This window comes from Candidatus Planktophila versatilis (genome assembly GCF_002288265.1).
In the GTDB taxonomy this organism is placed as follows: Bacteria; Actinomycetota; Actinomycetes; order Nanopelagicales; family Nanopelagicaceae; genus Planktophila; species Planktophila versatilis.
In genome coordinates, this window is the sequence record NZ_CP016778.1 from 891,243 (window position 1) to 908,534 (window position 17,292).

16 protein-coding genes and 2 tRNA genes are annotated in these 17,292 nt (G+C 48.9%); 4 read left to right on the top strand and 14 right to left on the bottom strand.

Annotation, left to right across the window (positions count from 1 at the left end; translation table 11 throughout):
- Positions 1-5: 5 nt before the first annotated feature.
- The 11 genes from A1sIIB76_RS04525 to A1sIIB76_RS04575 all read right to left on the bottom strand — a co-directional run bounded on the left by A1sIIB76_RS04525 (position 6) and on the right by A1sIIB76_RS04575 (position 11,189).
- Complete coding sequence (locus tag A1sIIB76_RS04525) at positions 6-1,037, bottom strand: rod shape-determining protein (protein WP_095693830.1); 1,032 nt, start codon at positions 1,035-1,037, stop codon at positions 6-8.
- Complete coding sequence (ndk, locus tag A1sIIB76_RS04530; protein ID WP_095675037.1) at positions 1,038-1,460, bottom strand: nucleoside-diphosphate kinase; 423 nt, start codon at positions 1,458-1,460, stop codon at positions 1,038-1,040.
- Between the two features lie 13 nt (positions 1,461-1,473).
- Complete coding sequence (locus A1sIIB76_RS04535; RefSeq protein ID WP_095697112.1) at positions 1,474-1,809, bottom strand: DUF4233 domain-containing protein; 336 nt, start codon at positions 1,807-1,809, stop codon at positions 1,474-1,476.
- The gene (locus tag A1sIIB76_RS04540; RefSeq protein WP_095697113.1) at positions 1,809-3,167 is read right to left on the bottom strand and encodes a bifunctional folylpolyglutamate synthase/dihydrofolate synthase; all 1,359 of its coding nucleotides are present in this window, start codon (positions 3,165-3,167) and stop codon (positions 1,809-1,811) included. Before A1sIIB76_RS04540 ends, A1sIIB76_RS04535 begins: the two co-directional genes overlap by 1 nt.
- Positions 3,168-5,747, bottom strand: a complete 2,580-nt coding sequence (locus A1sIIB76_RS04545) for a valine--tRNA ligase (protein WP_095697114.1) — start codon at positions 5,745-5,747, stop codon at positions 3,168-3,170.
- A 21-nt stretch (positions 5,748-5,768) separates the two neighbouring features.
- Positions 5,769-7,067: an ATP-dependent Clp protease ATP-binding subunit ClpX gene (clpX, locus tag A1sIIB76_RS04550; RefSeq protein ID WP_095697115.1), complete on the bottom strand. Its 1,299-nt coding sequence runs from the start codon at positions 7,065-7,067 to the stop codon at positions 5,769-5,771.
- Positions 7,068-7,109: 42 nt separating this feature from the next.
- Positions 7,110-8,369, bottom strand: coding sequence for an MFS transporter (locus A1sIIB76_RS04555; protein WP_095697116.1), 1,260 nt, complete (start codon positions 8,367-8,369; stop codon positions 7,110-7,112).
- Positions 8,370-8,405: 36 nt separating this feature from the next.
- Positions 8,406-9,026: an ATP-dependent Clp protease proteolytic subunit gene (locus A1sIIB76_RS04560; protein ID WP_095675043.1), complete on the bottom strand. Its 621-nt coding sequence runs from the start codon at positions 9,024-9,026 to the stop codon at positions 8,406-8,408.
- The gene (locus A1sIIB76_RS04565) at positions 9,026-9,643 is read right to left on the bottom strand and encodes an ATP-dependent Clp protease proteolytic subunit (RefSeq protein WP_190277093.1); all 618 of its coding nucleotides are present in this window, start codon (positions 9,641-9,643) and stop codon (positions 9,026-9,028) included. Before A1sIIB76_RS04565 ends, A1sIIB76_RS04560 begins: the two co-directional genes overlap by 1 nt.
- Positions 9,644-9,769: 126 nt before the next feature.
- The gene (tig, locus tag A1sIIB76_RS04570; RefSeq protein WP_095675044.1) at positions 9,770-11,065 is read right to left on the bottom strand and encodes a trigger factor; all 1,296 of its coding nucleotides are present in this window, start codon (positions 11,063-11,065) and stop codon (positions 9,770-9,772) included.
- Between the two features lie 48 nt (positions 11,066-11,113).
- Positions 11,114-11,189 (bottom strand) — tRNA-Pro (locus tag A1sIIB76_RS04575).
- Positions 11,190-11,264: 75 nt separating this feature from the next.
- Between A1sIIB76_RS04575 and A1sIIB76_RS04580 the strand changes: the two genes are divergently transcribed.
- Positions 11,265-11,338 (top strand) — tRNA-Gly (locus A1sIIB76_RS04580).
- Between the two features lie 5 nt (positions 11,339-11,343).
- On the opposite strand, the gene A1sIIB76_RS04585 is transcribed toward A1sIIB76_RS04580, so the two are convergent.
- On the bottom strand, positions 11,344-12,336 hold the full coding sequence (locus A1sIIB76_RS04585; protein WP_190277038.1) for a collagen-like domain-containing protein: 993 nt from the start codon (positions 12,334-12,336) through the stop codon (positions 11,344-11,346).
- Between the two features lie 243 nt (positions 12,337-12,579).
- Between A1sIIB76_RS04585 and A1sIIB76_RS04590 the strand changes: the two genes are divergently transcribed.
- Complete coding sequence (locus tag A1sIIB76_RS04590) at positions 12,580-13,260, top strand: hypothetical protein (protein ID WP_190279057.1); 681 nt, start codon at positions 12,580-12,582, stop codon at positions 13,258-13,260.
- 99 nt (positions 13,261-13,359) lie between these two features.
- Complete coding sequence (locus tag A1sIIB76_RS04595) at positions 13,360-13,815, top strand: ribose-5-phosphate isomerase (protein ID WP_095675500.1); 456 nt, start codon at positions 13,360-13,362, stop codon at positions 13,813-13,815.
- Here A1sIIB76_RS04595 and trmB read toward each other — a convergent pair.
- Complete coding sequence (trmB, locus tag A1sIIB76_RS04600; protein WP_095684889.1) at positions 13,812-14,471, bottom strand: tRNA (guanosine(46)-N7)-methyltransferase TrmB; 660 nt, start codon at positions 14,469-14,471, stop codon at positions 13,812-13,814. The genes A1sIIB76_RS04595 and trmB overlap by 4 nt on opposite strands.
- A 79-nt stretch (positions 14,472-14,550) precedes the next feature.
- On the opposite strand from trmB, the gene pepN reads away from it, so the two are divergent.
- Positions 14,551-17,088, top strand: a complete 2,538-nt coding sequence (gene pepN, locus A1sIIB76_RS04605) for an aminopeptidase N (protein ID WP_095684890.1) — start codon at positions 14,551-14,553, stop codon at positions 17,086-17,088.
- Here pepN and A1sIIB76_RS04610 read toward each other — a convergent pair whose 3' ends face one another.
- Positions 17,089-17,283: a hypothetical protein gene (locus A1sIIB76_RS04610; RefSeq protein WP_095684891.1), complete on the bottom strand. Its 195-nt coding sequence runs from the start codon at positions 17,281-17,283 to the stop codon at positions 17,089-17,091. It abuts the gene before it with no gap.
- Between the last annotated feature and the right edge of the window lie 9 nt (positions 17,284-17,292).

The following is a 17,292-nucleotide window of genomic DNA, read 5'->3' on the forward strand; positions in this document are numbered from 1 at the left end:
ACTACCTATCGACGAGGCTCGGAGATCAAAACCTTTTCAAGGGCTTCAAACTCTTCAATGCATTTTCCGGAGCCTTCAACGACGGCGTCCAGCGGACGGTCTGCAATGTGAATTGGCATTCCAGTCTCTTTGCGAAGTCGCTCATCGAGTCCCTTAAGAAGTGCGCCGCCACCTGTAAGAACGATGCCGCGATCCATGAGATCTGAGGAAAGCTCTGGTGGGCACTTATCAAGAGTTGCCTTTACTGCGTTAATGATTTGATTGACCGGCTCTTCTAGTGCTTTGCGAATTTCAGCAGCTGTAACGACGATGGTCTTGGGAAGTCCGGTTGCCAGGTCGCGACCGCGAATTTCAGCATCATTTTCACCCTGAAGTGGGTATGCCGAACCGATAGCCATCTTGATCTCTTCGGCGGTGCGCTCACCCAAAAGTAGTGAGTATTCGCGCTTGGTCCAGTTAATAATCGATTGATCAAGCTCATCGCCACCAATACGAATTGATAGCGCGGTGACGATTCCGCCCAATGAAATCACGGCAACTTCAGTAGTTCCGCCACCGATATCTACCACCATATTTCCGGTTGGTTCGTGGATGGGAAGACCGGCACCGATTGCAGCAGCCATCGGCTCTTCAATAATGTAAACCTTACGAGCACCTGCGGCATAGCCAGCATCTTTAACAGCGCGCTGTTCCACACCGGTAATTCCTGATGGAACACAAACAACAATACGTGGCTTAGCAAGATAGCTACGACGATGCACTTTTTGAATAAAGTAACGGAGCATGCGCTCGGTTGTGTCGAAGTCTGCAATCACACCATCTTTAAGTGGACGAATGGCAACGATGTTGCCAGGTGTGCGACCAATCATCTTCTTAGCTTCAAGTCCAACAGCTAAAATGCCGCCAGTATCTTGGTTAATAGCTACAACTGAAGGCTCATTAAGAACGATGCCACGACCTCGAACATAAACAAGGGTGTTTGCAGTTCCTAGGTCAACGGCCATATCGCGGCCTATGAATGACATTCTGTTAGACATTTATTTCCCCTCAAAGAAGATAGCTATTTCACGTGCAGCAGATTCGGGTGAATCAGAGCCGTGAACAATATTTTGCACAACCTTAGTTCCTTGATCGCGAGCAAGATCTCCACGGATCGTTCCGGGCGCTGCCACTGTTGGATCAGTTACTCCTGCCAATGATCTAAATCCCTCTATCACGCGATTTCCCTGCGCAACGATGGCAACAATGGGACCTGACATCATGAACTCAACGAGTGGTTCAAAGAATGGCTTACCTTGATGTTCGGCGTAATGCTTTTCAAGAAGTGCTCGATCTGCTTGCAACATCCGCATCGCTGCAATGGTGTATCCCTTAGCTTCAATACGAGCAATTACTTCGCCAACTAATCCACGCGCAACACCATCTGGCTTAACCAGGACGAGGGTTTTTTCTAGGCTCACAGGGGTCAGTCTATTAGGCGTCAGGAGTGCGTGTCGCCATCAGCGCAGCGCGAGCAGCCTCACCCTTGCGACCCACAATGATGGCGGCAATCCAGAGTCCCCCGAAAATCAGGCCCACGATAGCCATCGATGGCACCACCACGGCATAACCGATCATCAAGATTTGCAAGATAGAGCCAAGAATCCACCCGGCTCGTTTCTTTAATAGCCCTGGGGTGAGAAGAAGAAGTATCGCAATAACTGCGCCAGCCACAATTGTCGATGCCTCGTGATTATCTTTGGCAAGCAGCATGGCAAAACCCATGATGAAAAATTCCATTACCAATACTGCCGAACCTAGAACGCGCATTACTTATCTACCTTTGCAAATTTCTTTCTCAGAATTCTACGCGCATCCCCTGCTGTGACAACAGAGCCAGTAACCAAAATCCCGATGGTCTCATCACTGAGCGGCCGGATCGTATCCTTAATCGCCTTGTCCAGGGCGTCAGCTAACTTCTCGTGCGCAAAGACGCGATCATGTCCGAAGATTTCAATAGCCATCTTTTCTAGCTCGTCAATATTTGTTGAGCGCACAGAACTATTGGTCGTAACGATGATGGAGTCCATCACCTGCTCAAGTTCCAGCAAAATCCCCCGAATATCTTTATCGCCCATCGGCGCAACCACTCCGATAATTTCATCAAAGGTAAACTCACTTTGAATCGTCTCGGCAATCGCTGCAGCCCCATGCGGATTATGCGCCGCATCTAAAATGATGGTCGGATCTCGGTGGAGCACTTCACAGCGCCCAGGAGATGTCACAGCGGCAAATCCCGCGCGCACCGCCTCGATATCTAACTCTTGGTCGCCAAAGAATGCCTCCACTGCCACAAGTGCGGCCGCAGCATTTGATGCTTGGTGTTTGCCATGCAAAGGCAAGAAGATATCTTCATATGTATCTTGAGCCCCACGAATAGTTAACAACTGCCCACCGACTGCAACCGAACGTGACATCACTGCATATTCAATGCCTTCGCGCACAACATCTGCGCCCACCGATGCTGCTCGCTTGAGTAACTCTTTCGCAGCTTCCGGCTCTTGTTGGGCAAGAACAATGAAACCAGATTCTTTAATGATGCCCGCTTTCGTCTGCGCAATCTCGGCCAGCGTTTCACCCAAATATTCAGTGTGATCTAGGTCGATTGGCATCAGAACTGAAACATCTGCCAGAACAACATTGGTGGCATCCCACTCGCCTCCCATGCCTACTTCAATCACACCCACATCGATTGGATGCTCGGCAAAAGCAGCGAAAGCAAGGGCGGTGAGGGCTTCAAAGTATGAAATGGGATGTTCGAATTTCGAATCCATCATGTCAATGTATGCGGCAATATCGTTGTAAGAAAAGATCAGTGCTTGCGCATCTATTGGTTCACCGTTGATTGCAATTCGCTCCACAAAACTTTCCAGGTGCGGGCTAGTAAATCGCCCAGTACGCAAGCCCATCTCAAAGAGAAGTGAATCAATCATGCGCGATGTGGTGGTCTTTCCGTTTGTGCCACCAATGTGAATGGTGGGATAAGTAAGTTGCGGAGACCCTAAAACATCGACAAGTGCTGCAATTCTCTCTAGTGATGGCTCGATCTGCGTTTCCGGCCAGCGAGTGAGCAGCGCTTTCTCGATAGTGTCGAGCAGCTCTTGGTCCTGCGGTGTTATCTCACTCATTTATTTAAGCGCTGCAAGCTGGGCTGTGATCCGCTCAATATCACTTGTTGTCATGGCAAGTCTTTCTTTAATTTCCTTCACCACATCTGCCGGAGCCTTGGCCATAAATCCTTCATTATTTAACTTCACTTCAGCTGTCTTTAGATCTTTTTGGGCAGTGGCAAGGTCTTTGGTAAGTCGGGTGCGCTCTGCTGCAACATCTACCGTGCCAGAGAGATCGAGTTCAACTTTGATTGCGCCAATTTCAACAGAAGCACTAGGAGTGAACTCAGTGAGTTCTAATTTAAGCAAGAATGCCATCGCAGTTGCATAGGCAGACACATCAGCCGGTGCAATAAATCGACCCGGAATCTTCGCACTTGGTTTCACACCTTGGTCATTACGAAAGCGGCGAACTTCGGTAATGACTTTTTGAAGTTCTCCCACAAGTGTTTCTGCCTTCTTATTGATATGGGCAGGATCTGCTACTGGCCATTGCGCTGTGACAAGAGTTTGACCACCCGTAAATGTGGTCCACAGTTCTTCAGTAATAAATGGCATCACCGGGTGCAACAGGCGGAAGAGTGTGTCCAGCACATGACCGAGCACGCGCTGGGATGCAGCCGCGTTACCAGAAGCAAAAGCTTCTTTAGAGAGCTCCAGATACCAGTCGCAGAGGTCATCCCATGCAAAGTGATAAACCACTTCGCAGGCACGAGCAAACTCATAGCGTTCAACTAAGTCGGTGTATTCAGCAGTTGTTTCACTTAAACGCGAAAGCACCCACTTATCGATCTCTGACAAGCTTTCCATCGCTGGCAACGGACCTTGAACAGTTGCCCCGTTCATCATCGCAAAGCGTGTTGCATTCCAGAGTTTGGTGGCAAAGTTACGAGAACCTGCAATCCAATCTTCGGCCAGGGCCTGATCTTTACCGGGATTTGATCCGCGGGCCAAGGTAAAGCGCAGCGCATCGGCCCCGTACTTATCAATAAATTCAAGTGGGTCGACCACATTGCCGCGAGATTTAGACATCTTCTTGCCGTATTGATCGCGCACCAAACCATGCAAGACGATGGTGTGGAAAGGTGGCACGCCATCCATAGCAAAGAGCCCAAACATCATCATGCGTGCTACCCAGAAGAATAAAATGTCATAACCAGTAACAAGAACACTCGTTGGGTAAAACTTCTTCACATCTGCGGTGTTATTCGGCCAGCCGAGAGTGGAAAAAGGCCAGAGCGCGGATGAGAACCAAGTGTCTAGGACATCGGGATCTTGGGTATATCCAGCGGGCGCTTTTTCACCAGGACCAACTACAACTACTTCGCCATTGGGTCCATACCAGACTGGAATTCGATGGCCCCACCAGAGCTGGCGCGAGATACACCAATCATTTAAATTATCGACCCAATCAAAGTAACGAGGTGCCAGCTCTTCTGGTTCAATCTTTACTCGACCATCGCGGACGGCATCGCCTGCTGCCTTCGCAAGTGTTTCCACCTTTACAAACCATTGCTTTGAAAGACGCGGCTCCACTGTTGTTTCACACCGTGAGCAATGTCCGACTGCGTGAATGTAAGGACGCTTCTCAGCAACAATCCGTCCCAGCTCGCGCAGCTTTGCGACAACTGCCACGCGCGCATCAAAGCGATCCATGCCATCGAATTCTGTGCCCGTTCCATCCATCACACCGTGCTCGTTCATGATGACAACAAAAGGAACATTGTGGCGAAGAGCCATTTCAAAGTCGTTCGGGTCGTGGGCTGCAGTGACCTTCACCGCGCCAGTACCAAAGTCAGGGTCAACTAGTTCATCGGCGATGATGGGGATCATGCGATTAACCAATGGCAGCATCACTTCGGTGCCAATCAGGTGTTTGTAGCGAGGATCATCAGGGTGCACAGCCACTGCGCCATCGCCCATCATTGTTTCCGCGCGCGTAGTTGCAACGACAATGCTCTGCTCACCATCGCCATAGCGAACTGAGACAAATTCGCCAGCATCATCTTGATGTTCTACTTCAATATCAGAAAGGGCGGTAAGGCAACGCGGGCACCAGTTAATGATTCGCTCTGCCCGATAGATCAGCCCTTGATCAAATAATTTCTTAAATATTGTTAAAACAGCCTGCGAAAGATTCTCATCCATTGTGAAAGCTTCGCGAGACCAATCCACGCTATCGCCAAGTCGCTTCATCTGTCCGAGAATTTGTCCGCCAGATTCAGCCTTCCACTCCCACACTTTCTTCACAAAATCTTCGCGACCTAAATCATGGCGAGTAAGTCCCTTAGTTGCCAATTGTTTTTCCACAACATTCTGCGTTGCAATTCCGGCATGGTCCATTCCAGGAAGCCAGAGCGCTTCAAAACCTTGCATGCGCTTCATGCGGGTTAAGCAATCTTGCAGAGTTTGATCGAGTGCGTGACCGATATGTAAATTGCCGGTGACATTGGGAGGTGGAATAACGATGGTAAATGGTTCTTTAGATGAGTTGGCATCAGCTGTGAAGTAACCAGCGTCTAACCACTTTTTATAGAGCGGGCCTTCGATTTCACTCGGCGTAAATGCCGGTGCTAGCTCGCGCTTTTCTAAAGACATGGAGCGCAGTCTAGTTTACCTTTACGCGCTTTTCTCCTCTGTGTTCTTCTCACGACGAGAAGCGCGCTTAGCAATATCACCGGTACGTGGCAGCAAGGTGGGGGCTGCGCTATCTGTGATGCAACTCTTTTCGATGATTACCTTGGCGACATCTGTGCGGCTCGGGATCTCATACATGACCCCAAGTAATACTGATTCCATGATGGCGCGTAGTCCGCGTGCACCAGTTCCGCGAATGAGAGCAAGGTCGGCCACCGCTTCCAGGGCTTCCTCTGAAAATTCGAGTTCCACATCATCTAGATCAAAGAGCTTCCGATATTGCTTTACTAGCGCATTCTTTGGTTCGGTAAGAATCTGCATTAGAGCTGGCTTATCAAGATTTTCAACGCTGGTAAGAACTGGCAGGCGACCAATGAATTCCGGGATCATTCCGAACTTAAGTAAATCCTCTGGCATGACATCGGCAAAGATATCTCTGCGATTCTTCTCTTCGGCAGTCTGAAGTTCAGCACCGAAACCAACACCGGCAGAGCCGCTGCGTGATTCAATAATTTTATCTAGGCCCGCAAATGCGCCCCCAACAATAAAGAGAACGTTTGTTGTATCAATCTGGATAAATTCTTGATGTGGGTGCTTGCGACCACCTTGTGGTGGAACAGATGCAACCGTTCCTTCCAGGATCTTAAGCAAGGCTTGCTGCACACCTTCACCTGAAACATCGCGAGTAATGGATGGGTTTTCAGATTTGCGAGCCACCTTATCGATTTCATCGATATAGATGATTCCGGTTTCTGCCTTTTTCACATCGTAATCTGCCGCCTGCAAAAGCTTAAGCAAGATGTTCTCAACATCTTCACCGACATAACCTGCTTCAGTGAGGGCGGTGGCATCTGCAATTGCAAAGGGAACATTGAGCATACGTGCCAGAGTTTGCGCCATCAGTGTCTTGCCGCAGCCTGTAGGACCAAGGAGGAGAATGTTTGATTTAGCTAATTCGATTCCATCTTCATTGCGCGAATCTCCAGATTGCACGCGCTTGTAGTGGTTATAGACAGCAACTGAAAGTGACTTCTTTGCCCGATCTTGGCCAATCACATATTGATCAAGGAATTCAAAGATTGCCTGTGGCTTAGGAAGTTCGCTAAGTCCGAGTGAGGAAGCTTCGGAAAGTTCTTCAACGATGATCTCATTACAGAGTTCAATACATTCATCGCAGATATAGACGCCCGGACCTGCAATAAGTTTCTTAACCTGCTTCTGAGTTTTGCCGCAGAAGGAGCACTTGAGGAGGTCGTTAGCTTCGCCAATTCGGGTGGACATGGGTGTAAGGATAGTTTTGATAGTGAAAAATTGCGCGCGAAATCAAGCCTGACTTTGTTCGCCTATAGGTGAATATGGAGGCAATTTCGACTTCATCTCTTTCACTCCTGGCACCAGAAGTACCAATGCGCAGATTGCCAGATGAAAGACTGCGACGCCGATGAGCAACTCTTTCTCGCCAAAGATATTCACCAGCGGGCCAACTAAAGCCATACCCAGTGGCATCAGCCCCATCGTGCCCATGTAATCCAAACTAAATACTCGTCCCTGATATTCAGCCGGCACTTCACGTTGCACAGATGTTGACCAGAATGCTTCCCACGGCCCCACTGAAAAACCGGCAAGCAGATAAGCAAAAAGAATTAAGGGCGCAGAAGAAGGAAATGCCAGAATAAGAGGGGCAAAGATAAATAGCCCCCACACAACGACTGAGACCAACCCTTCATTTTTCACCTTCCACTTGATAAAGATGACTGCAGAGATCGCTCCCCCCACACTAAAGAGCGCCGCCGATGCTGCATATACCGAGGCATCACCAAATTCACGCTTGGTAATGACAGGAAGCAGAACGTTCTCAACACCGATAACCAGCATCAATTGCACAGATGCCATCACGATCATCGCGGCAATCCACTTGTAGTACCAGACGACTCGAACACCCTCTCGCAAATCTTGCACGAAGTGGTTTTTCACATTGTCATTTTTTGCAATCGGACCTTCATCAATACGCACCAGAATTGCTGCCCCTGCCAAAAAGAAGATGGAGCATGCAACATAGGTTGCGTGAGTTCCGAGTGCGACAAGCAGTACTCCGGCAACACCAGGACCGGCAATCTGTGATGTGCGCAGGGCAATTCCGCGAAGCACATTTCCAGCAGGCAACAAATGATCAGGCAAGATGCTTGGCATGAGTGCTTGCGCTGCCGGTGCACCAAAACCATCAGAGATTCCCATCAGCACAACAATCAGACCCAATATCCACATCGAAATTTGCGCAGGATCTATAAAGACAACCACTGAGCCAATGACTGCTCGAAAACCATCGGCTGCAATCAGAACTGTCTTTCTAGGTAGTCGATCCACAACAACCCCACCTACCGGAGAAAAGAGAACGCCGGAGAGAACTCGCGCGCCGAGAATTAGACCCAGGGTGGTGATAGTTCCACCGGCATCAAGGATGGTGACAGCAAGTGCGATTGGAAAGGCTGACATCGCAAGAATGGTCAGGATCGTTGAGATCCATAAGTTGCGATATGCCGGGTATGAGAAAAGAGCGCCGGGTTCGAAATATTTCTTTAGCATTTTCGAACCAGACGCCCCTTTAGTGAAATTGTGTGCTTAAGGCTTTGCCTTACGTGAAGCCATCACCTTATCGATGATTCCGTATTCCACTGCCTCTGCAGCTGTCAGAATCTTGTCACGCTCAATATCTTTCTCAATCTCTTCCACAGTCTTATTGGAGTGCTTGGCAAGCATGGTCTCGAGTAATCCACGCATGCGAAGAATTTCGCGTGCTTGAATTTCAATATCTGATGCCTGTCCGCCACCTTCTGATGAAGGTTGGTGAATCAAGATACGTGAGTGCTCTAGGCCATAGCGCTTACCTTTTGTGCCACCAGCCAAGATGATTGCGGCAGCTGATGCTGCTTGGCCAAGACAAATTGTTGTGATGTCTGGGCGAACAAATTGCATGGTGTCATAAATTGCGGTGAGTGCAGTAAATGATCCACCCGGTGAGTTAATGTAGATCGAGATATCGCGATCTGGATCCATTGACTCCAAAGTCAGAAGCTGGGCCATCACATCGTTTGCCACAGTGTCATCAATTGCCTGACCAAGGAAGATGATGCGCTCTTCGAATAACTTTGTATATGGGTCTAAGCGCTTAAAACCATAGGCGGTCTTCTCTTCAATTGTTGGAAGAACGTAGCGGTTCGTAATTTCTTGAATGTGCTTCATTACTTCTTACCTCCCGCGATTTGGCCTTCATTTGATGCGATGTGATCGATAAATCCATAGGCAAGTGCATCCTTGGCATTAAACCAATTATCGCGATCTGAATCAGCAATAATCTTGTCTAGCGGTTGCCCGGTGTGCTTGGCATTGAGTTCAGACATCGTCTGCTTGGTAATAGCCATCTGCTCTGCCTGAATCCGAATATCTGTTGCAGTTCCGCCAATGCCACCTAGCGGTTGGTGCATCAAGATTCGAGCGTTTGGTGTTGCATAACGCTTGCCAGGTGCGCCAGCTGTAAGAAGGAATTGACCCATTGAGGCAGCCATTCCCATGGCAACTGTTGCAACATCGTTTTTGATGTAATGCATCGTGTCATAAACAGCCATACCGGCAGTTACTGATCCACCAGGTGAGTTGATGTATAGGTAAATGTCTTTCTCAGAATCTTCAGCAGCTAGTAACAACATCTGCGCGCAGATGGCGTTGGCCATCTCATCGCGCACTTCACCAGCAAGAAAGATGATTCGCTCACGGAGTAAGCGACTATAAATCTGATCGCCTAGTCCAAATGGCTCTGAACCAACTGAGCGCGCTACAGGCGTGTTCTCCTGTGGGTTAATAACATCCACGTTTCATCCTTCCAATAACTTTCCCTTGTATTGACCTTAACAATTACCGCGCCAATTTGCTTCCCAAATATGAGAGATAGGCGCTAAAAACTCTGATGTTCGCTTACGGCTAAAGAGTTACTCGGCTTCGGGCGCTGCTGGCTGACCTTGTGCTGGGCGAAGGGCTTCAAGATCAATCACTTGGCCGGACTTGTCGACAACTGAGACACGACCCAACACTGATGCAAGTGCCTTCGCGCGAGTTACCTCAGCAACTACCTGGCTAATTTGTCCAGCTTTTTGTAGCTCCTGTGCAAATTGCTCCGGACCCATTCCATAACGCTGTGACATACGAATGAGATATTCGGTGAGTTCGATTTCAGAGACTTGAACTTCTTCCACCTTCACTATGGCATCAAGTAGGAAATCAGATTTAATTGAGGCGCGAACCTGGCCATCTACTTCAGCGCGGTGTTCGGCATCTTCCATCCGAGATTCACCCGCAAGGTGCTCATTCACTTCTTCGAGCACAATCTCATCTGGAACTGGGATATCAAGATCTGCCAGTAACTTTTCTAGAAGTAGGTCGCGTGCTTGCGCGCCTTGTTCCATCTTCTTCACTCGTGATAAACGCTCTGCGATATTCTCTTTCAGCTCAGCTAAAGTATCGAATTCAGATGCAAGTTTGGCAAATGCATCATCGGCTGCTGGTAGCTCGCGCTCTTTTACCGCCTTCACACCGATTTCAACATCGCCCTTTTCGTCATCTTTTTGACCAACGAGTTGGGTGGTAAATGTCTTGTTATCCCCCGCGCTCATTCCAACGAGTGCTTCATCTAGTCCGTCAATCATGCGATTAGAGCCAACTTCATAGGAAATCTCATTCGCTTTTCCACCATCTACTTCAGCGCCATCAATACGGGCTGTGAGATCGATAGTGACAAAGTCACCAGATTGTGTGGCACGCTCAACCGTGTTTAAGGTTCCAAAGCGAGCGCGAAGCTCATCTACCTGCTCATTGATATCAGTATCTGCGACAACAACATCATCTACTGTGACAGTGATCTTGGAAAAGTCTGGAAGCGTCACTTCTGGGCGCACATTTACCTCAACGGTAAAGATGAGCTTGTCGTTATCGACAAATTCCTTCACATCAACAGTGGGGCGTCCCACAACGAGCACGTCATGCTCACGCGCAGCTTTGCCATAGAACTCAGGCAGAGCGGTATTAATCGCCTCATCAATAACCGTTCCACGTCCCACGCGCTGATCAATCATCGCTGCCGGAACTTTGCCCTTACGAAAACCTGGGATGTTTACCTGTGTTGCCACCTTCTTATATGCAGCTGCAACATGGTTAGTTAGCTCTGCATAAGGAACTTCAACTTCTAAACGAACGCGAGTGGCAGAAAGTGTCTCAACGGTGCTTTTCACGAAGTGCTCCTATTAGTTAATGACAGCTGTAATACTGTGAAGAAATTCTGGTCGGGGCGGGGAGATTCGAACTCCCGGTCTCCTGCTCCCAAAGCAGGCGCGCTAGCCACTACGCTACGCCCCGAGGCGCAACAACGGAGTCTAGAGTAATTTTTTACTCTGAGTTACACACCCTGTACGCTCATCCTTCGCACCACTCGCGGGTGTAGCTCAATGGTAGAGCCCCAGCCTTCCAAGCTGGCCATGCCGGTTCGATCCCGGTCACCCGCTCCATGTTTTTAGTTAATGATTCCGACCTTCTGGAGAAAAATCCGGCCCGAAAAAGTAACTCCCGATTCCGCGGAAGACTCTCCAGTTACGTCAATGAGATTTACTGTCAAAGATGAAACTGTGCCTGCTGTCTTAATGGTTCCAGTTATTGTGACTCCATACACAGTGCTTTTCCCAGCCAAAGTTACCAACTTTGAGCGAGACGCAGAAAAATTGTAGGTTGGAGTCTCCCCTGTTGAGCTAACTCCGGCTGCAAAATCTAGATATGTTGCTGAAGCTTCCCCCGTCAAGTAAATCTGAAAGAAGTATGACGAGTTAATAGCAAGACTTCCGAAGGCTGATGACGAAGCCACTCCAAGAGGGGTGCTTGTGTTTATTGTGAAGTTGCCAATTGATATTACTTTTACCTCAGACGTACCCGCAGACCCAGCAGTCCCTGTTTCCCCTTGTGCACCAGCTGCTCCCGTTAAACCAGTTGCACCTGTTGAACCTGTTGGTCCACTTGGGCCGATGCTTCCCGCAGCACCTGATGCTCCGGTTGCACCCGTTGCACCTGCAGCTCCCGTTGCACCTGGTGTTCCTCCACCTGAACCAGAAGATCCTGCGGCACCTGCAGGTCCGGCAGGTCCGGCTGCACCTGTTAGTCCACGTTCACCTTGTGGCCCAACTGAACCAACGCTATTTGCATTATTGGTGCCAATTTTTGCATCGGATCCATTCTTTCCATCACTACCTGTGACACCTGTTGCGCCAATAGGTCCTTGCAAGTTCTGTGGCAGTGGCCATTTACCTTTCGCTTTTGGTCCATAAATGAGAAGACTTCGGGTATCAATATAAAAATCGCCATTGATGCCCAGTGAAGTAATTGGCAGACCTTTGCCATTAAGAATTGTGTTTGGAATTGAGGCTGCTGTTCTACCGGCAGCACTTGCTGAAATCACTGATGTGGATGTTGTAAGAATTGCAATAGTAACTAGGACGGCTATTCGTGATGCTCTCACTGGTGACCCCTTCACACTAGGTTGTCCACCCAGTGTGAAGTGGCACCAGGCTTGCCAGAATCGGAGAATCCCCTACCAGCACACAGGAAGGGCGTGCGTGTAGGGGAAAAACTCACAGATTTCACATGAAAACTCGCATGAGCCTCGCAGGCTATCCAAGTATCTTTCTGAGCCTAGGACGCTTTAGTACAACCAAGTCGAGGCGAGGGCTTTGGCACAGAGCAAGAGAGTGGGGGCATGCGAATGTCAACAAAGAAAAGGATTGCAACAATTGTTATTACAACTGTTGCACTTACGGCAGGAACTGTTGGTGTTTCAACAGCCTCAACAAAAGCAACACGTATCTCAATTACCAATCCAAGTGCTAACGGTGTCAAGGGTCCTCGAGGGATAGACCTTGCCGCCACACTTTCCGCACTTGTCACAAAGGGCACAATCACACAAGCACAGGCAGATGCAATCATTGCCGCAGCTGATGCAGCCAAGGTAGCTGCAGAAGCAGCACGCACTGCAGCCCGTGCTGCAGCAGAGCTGGCTAAGCCTTTGAAGGCTGAAAAGATGGCAGAGCTTGCACTGATCTCAACAACAATCGGTATCGACTCAGCAACCATCAAGTCGCGCCTTGCCGCAGGAGAAACTCTTGCGACAATCGCGGGGCCTAAGAAAGATGCGTTGATTGCGGCACTGGTTGCAGATGAGACCAAAAGAATCGATGCTGCGGTCACAGCTGGGAAATTAACTGCCGCACAGGCAACATTTCTTAAAGATCGTCTTGTTGCTCACATAACTGAAGAAATCAATGAAGTTCGCACCGCAGGACCAAAGGGTGGCTTTAAAGGCGGATTCGGTCACAAGGGAAAAGGTGATTTTGAGAAGGCTCCAAGAATGCCAGCTCCAAGAGCAACAACTGCGGCAATCGCATAACTAGTTTGACTATGTAGTACCTCCTTGGGTAAAAACCCCGCCATGCGAAAGTGTGGCGGGGTTTTCACATGCCCGCCCCCGCACATGCTTAAATTGCGCATGCGCATTCACATCGGCAGCGATCACGCCGGCCTTGATTTCAAGAACGAATTGATTACACACCTTGTTGTTAATGGCCACGATGTGACTGACCACGGGCCCTATGAATATGACGCACTCGATGATTACCCAGATTTCTGCATCCCATGCGCCGAAGCTGTGGCTAAAGATTCCACCTCACTGGGAATAGTTCTAGGTGGTTCCGGTAATGGTGAACAAATTGCTGCCAATAAAGTCAAGGGCGTGCGTGCCGCACTTGTGTGGAGCATTGAGACCGCCAAACTTGCCCGCGAACATAACAATGCAAATGTGATTTCCTTAGGGCAAAGGCTTCATGATGCGGATTTTGTAAAGCAGTTAATTGATACCTTCATCGCAACAAAGTTTCCTGGCGATGAACGCCATGTGCGCAGAATTGATAAGATTAGTAACTACGAAGTAACAGGTGAGATTTAAGCCTTAAAGTATCGAAGATCGGTTACTTGATGATCTTTGGTTATGCCTTGCCCTTCAAATCGAGTGACTGGTCTCCATTCAGGGCGCGCTACTACTCCCCCAGTAAACAAGGGGCTGGGCGTTAAAACTTCCTGAATATATTCGGCATAGGGCACCCAATCTGTTGCAATATGGATATAGCCGCCTGTTTTAATCTTGGGGTGAATAAGTTTTAAGAATTCATTGTTCACAATGCGCCGCTTGTTGTGGCGCTTTTTCGGCCATGGATCTGGAAAAAACAGATGAATCGCATCTACTGAATTATCGGCAATCATGGTTTTGAGAATCGGGTGGGCATCGCCTTCAATAATTCTGATGTTAGCAAGTTCAAGTTCTTCAATTCGGGCCATCAATTTTCCAATGCCAGGCTTATGAACTTCCACTGCAATAAATCCGGTATCAGGAAAATCTCTGCCTATCAGGGCAGTTGCCTCGCCCATGCCGAAACCGATCTCGAGAACTATTGTCTTTGAGGTGGGAAAGAGGGCCGGGATATCGATGAAATCTTCGGAGTACTGCATTCCATAAATCCCCCAGTATTTATCCAGGGCGCTCTGCTGTGGAGCGGTGATGCGAGACCCACGTAAGCGATATGTGCGTACCGAGTCTTGTTCCATTGCACAATCCTAACCTCTGACGAATCATCGAGTTGGTGGTTGGATATGCTCTCTTGCATCATGCACTGAAGGAGCACCCGTGCCAGGCACAAATATCAAGCAGGTAGAAGCCACCGAACGTTCGGCAATCATTAAGGTTGCTAGCTATGCCATTGATTTAGATCTGACTACTGGTGCGGAAAACTTTCGGGTGAAGACCACTGTGAAATTTGCTGGTCTTAAACCAGGTGCAACTACCTATATCGATTGCGTGGGTGCGCGGGTAATAAGTGCCAAGCTCAATGGCGCAGATTTTGACCCACGCTTTGATGGCGAGACTATTTATCTTCCAGCCCTTGCGGCAGAGAACATTCTTGAGATCGAACACGATGGTGTGTATTCCAATTCTGGTGAAGGCCTGCACCGATTTGTTGACCCGGCAGATGATGAGGTCTATCTCTACACCCAGTTTGAAACCGGCGATGCCCGCCGGATGTATGCCTGCTTTGATCAACCAGATCAGAAGGCGACATTTGCGATCAGCACCATCACTCCCGACCACTGGGAAATAATTTCAAACTACGCAATCGAATCAACAAAGGATCTTGGTGGGAAGAAAAAATTCACTCAGTTTGCTACTTCGCAAGTGATCTCTACCTACGTCACCGCCATCGTGGCCGGTGCCTATACCTCTGTGCACGATGAATACAAAGGCGAGAAGACGATTCCACTAGGCATCTATGCCCGTAAATCATTTTTTAAGCACGTTGATGCAGCGAACATATTTGAAGTCACCAAGCAAGGCTTTGCCTACTTTGAGAAGACTTTCGGTCTTGCCTATCCATTTGGCAAGTATGACCAGATTGCGGTTGCCGAATATAACTGGGGCGCCATGGAGAACGTCGGCTGTGTTACTTTCCATGAAGATGTATTGATCTTTAGATCTAAGGTCACAGAGCGAAACTATGTAAGTAGGGCAACAACTATCCACCACGAGATGGCGCATATGTGGTTTGGCGACTTGGTCACCATGCAATGGTGGAATGACCTATGGCTCAATGAATCTTTTGCCGAGTGGGCTTCCTATCAATCGGTGAGTGAATCAACTAAATACACCGAGGCCTGGACTGAGTTCAATTCACTACGAAAGAACTGGGCTTATCGCGTAGATCAGCTCACGACTACCCACCCGATTGCCACCGAGATGGAAGATCTGGATGCTGTGCGCACCAACTTCGATGGCATTTCCTATGCCAAGGGCGCATCGGTATTGCAACAACTTGTCGCACATGTGGGTCGAGATAATTTCATTACCGGACTTCGCCGCTACTTTGCTAAGCACGCCTTTGGTAATACAACGCTGAAGGATTTAATTGATCAGCTCGAAGCTGCCTCCGGGCGCGACCTCACACCGTGGGTTGCAACCTGGCTGCGCACCGCAGGTGTGAATACGCTGCGCCCAGTGATTGCACTCAATGGTGATACCTACGCATCACTTTCTATCAAACAAGAAGTGCCAACCATGCCGGTGGGCTCTACTGAACTTCGTCCCCACAGATTGCATGTGGGTCTCTTTGATATTCAAGGTAGCAAGCTGGTGCGGCGCACAAGTGTGGAACTCGATGTTGCCGGCGCACTGACTGAAGTCACCGCATTCACCGGCCAAAAGTCTGCTGACCTAGTGCTGGTCAACGATAAAGATCAGAGCTATGCAAAGTTGCGCTTTGATGAACGCTCTATTGCAACGATGAAGAGCCACCTTGGTTCACTCGATGATTCATTGGCCCGTGGACTTATCTGGGCTTCGCTCTGGGATTCCTGCCGAGATGGCGAGCTCTCAGCAACTGATTACATCGCTATCGCACTGGCAGCTTTGAAAAATGAATCAGATATCTCGATTGTCAGCGCCACTTTGGGTCAGATTGATACTGCGCTCTGGGCATATGCCCACCCATCCCACCGTGCGGCACTTCGCCTACAAGTGGCAACGGCCATCGAATCATTTCTTGATCTAGCTGAGTCTGGTAGCGATCATCAACTGCAATTTGCCAAAGGCTTTGCCAATACTGCAATCACTCCAGCGCAACTAGAGCGCATCAAGGCCATTCTTGGCGGCTCGATTACTGGGCTCACCATCGATGCCGAGCTTCGTTGGTTCCTATTCATTTGTGGCATCAAGCGCGGGGTATTTGGTCCTGCTGATATTGAAAAGGAGTTGGCACTAGATAAGACAGCTCATGGCAAGCAATACGGCGCCATGGCTTATGCGCAAATTCCAAGTAAGGAAGCCAAAGCCAAGGCATTTAGCTCGATTACTACCGATGATTTATCGAACACGATTCATTCCTATAAATGCCGAGGATTTAACGATCCGCTGCATACTGAAATATTGAGTGACTTTGTAGATGAGTATTTTGATGTTCTACTCAAAGTCTGGCAGACCAAGGGCTATGAAATTGCTGAAACCACAGCGACTCTGCTCTTCCCGTCCTGGGTTATTAGCGAGGCAACTGTGAAAAAGGCCCAGCACTGGCTAGATGTCACAGGCAAAGATGCATCGCATTCGCTACGCAGAACGATTCTTGAATCACGCGATGCCATGGTGCGCGCCCTTAAAGCACAGGCTGCTGATCAGTAATTACTCGATATGAGTGATGGAAGAGGTGCTCTTACCTTTTTTCTTTTCGCCCGTAAGCGCCCATGAAATCAGAGATATAAGAAGAAACAGTCCAACTGGAGCTGCCACAAAATAAGTGAAAGTTTCTACGGCCGTTAGTCCTTCACCCGGCATTGCACCAGGCTCTTGGTTAATCATGAGCAGTTGAGAAAGCATTGGCAGAGT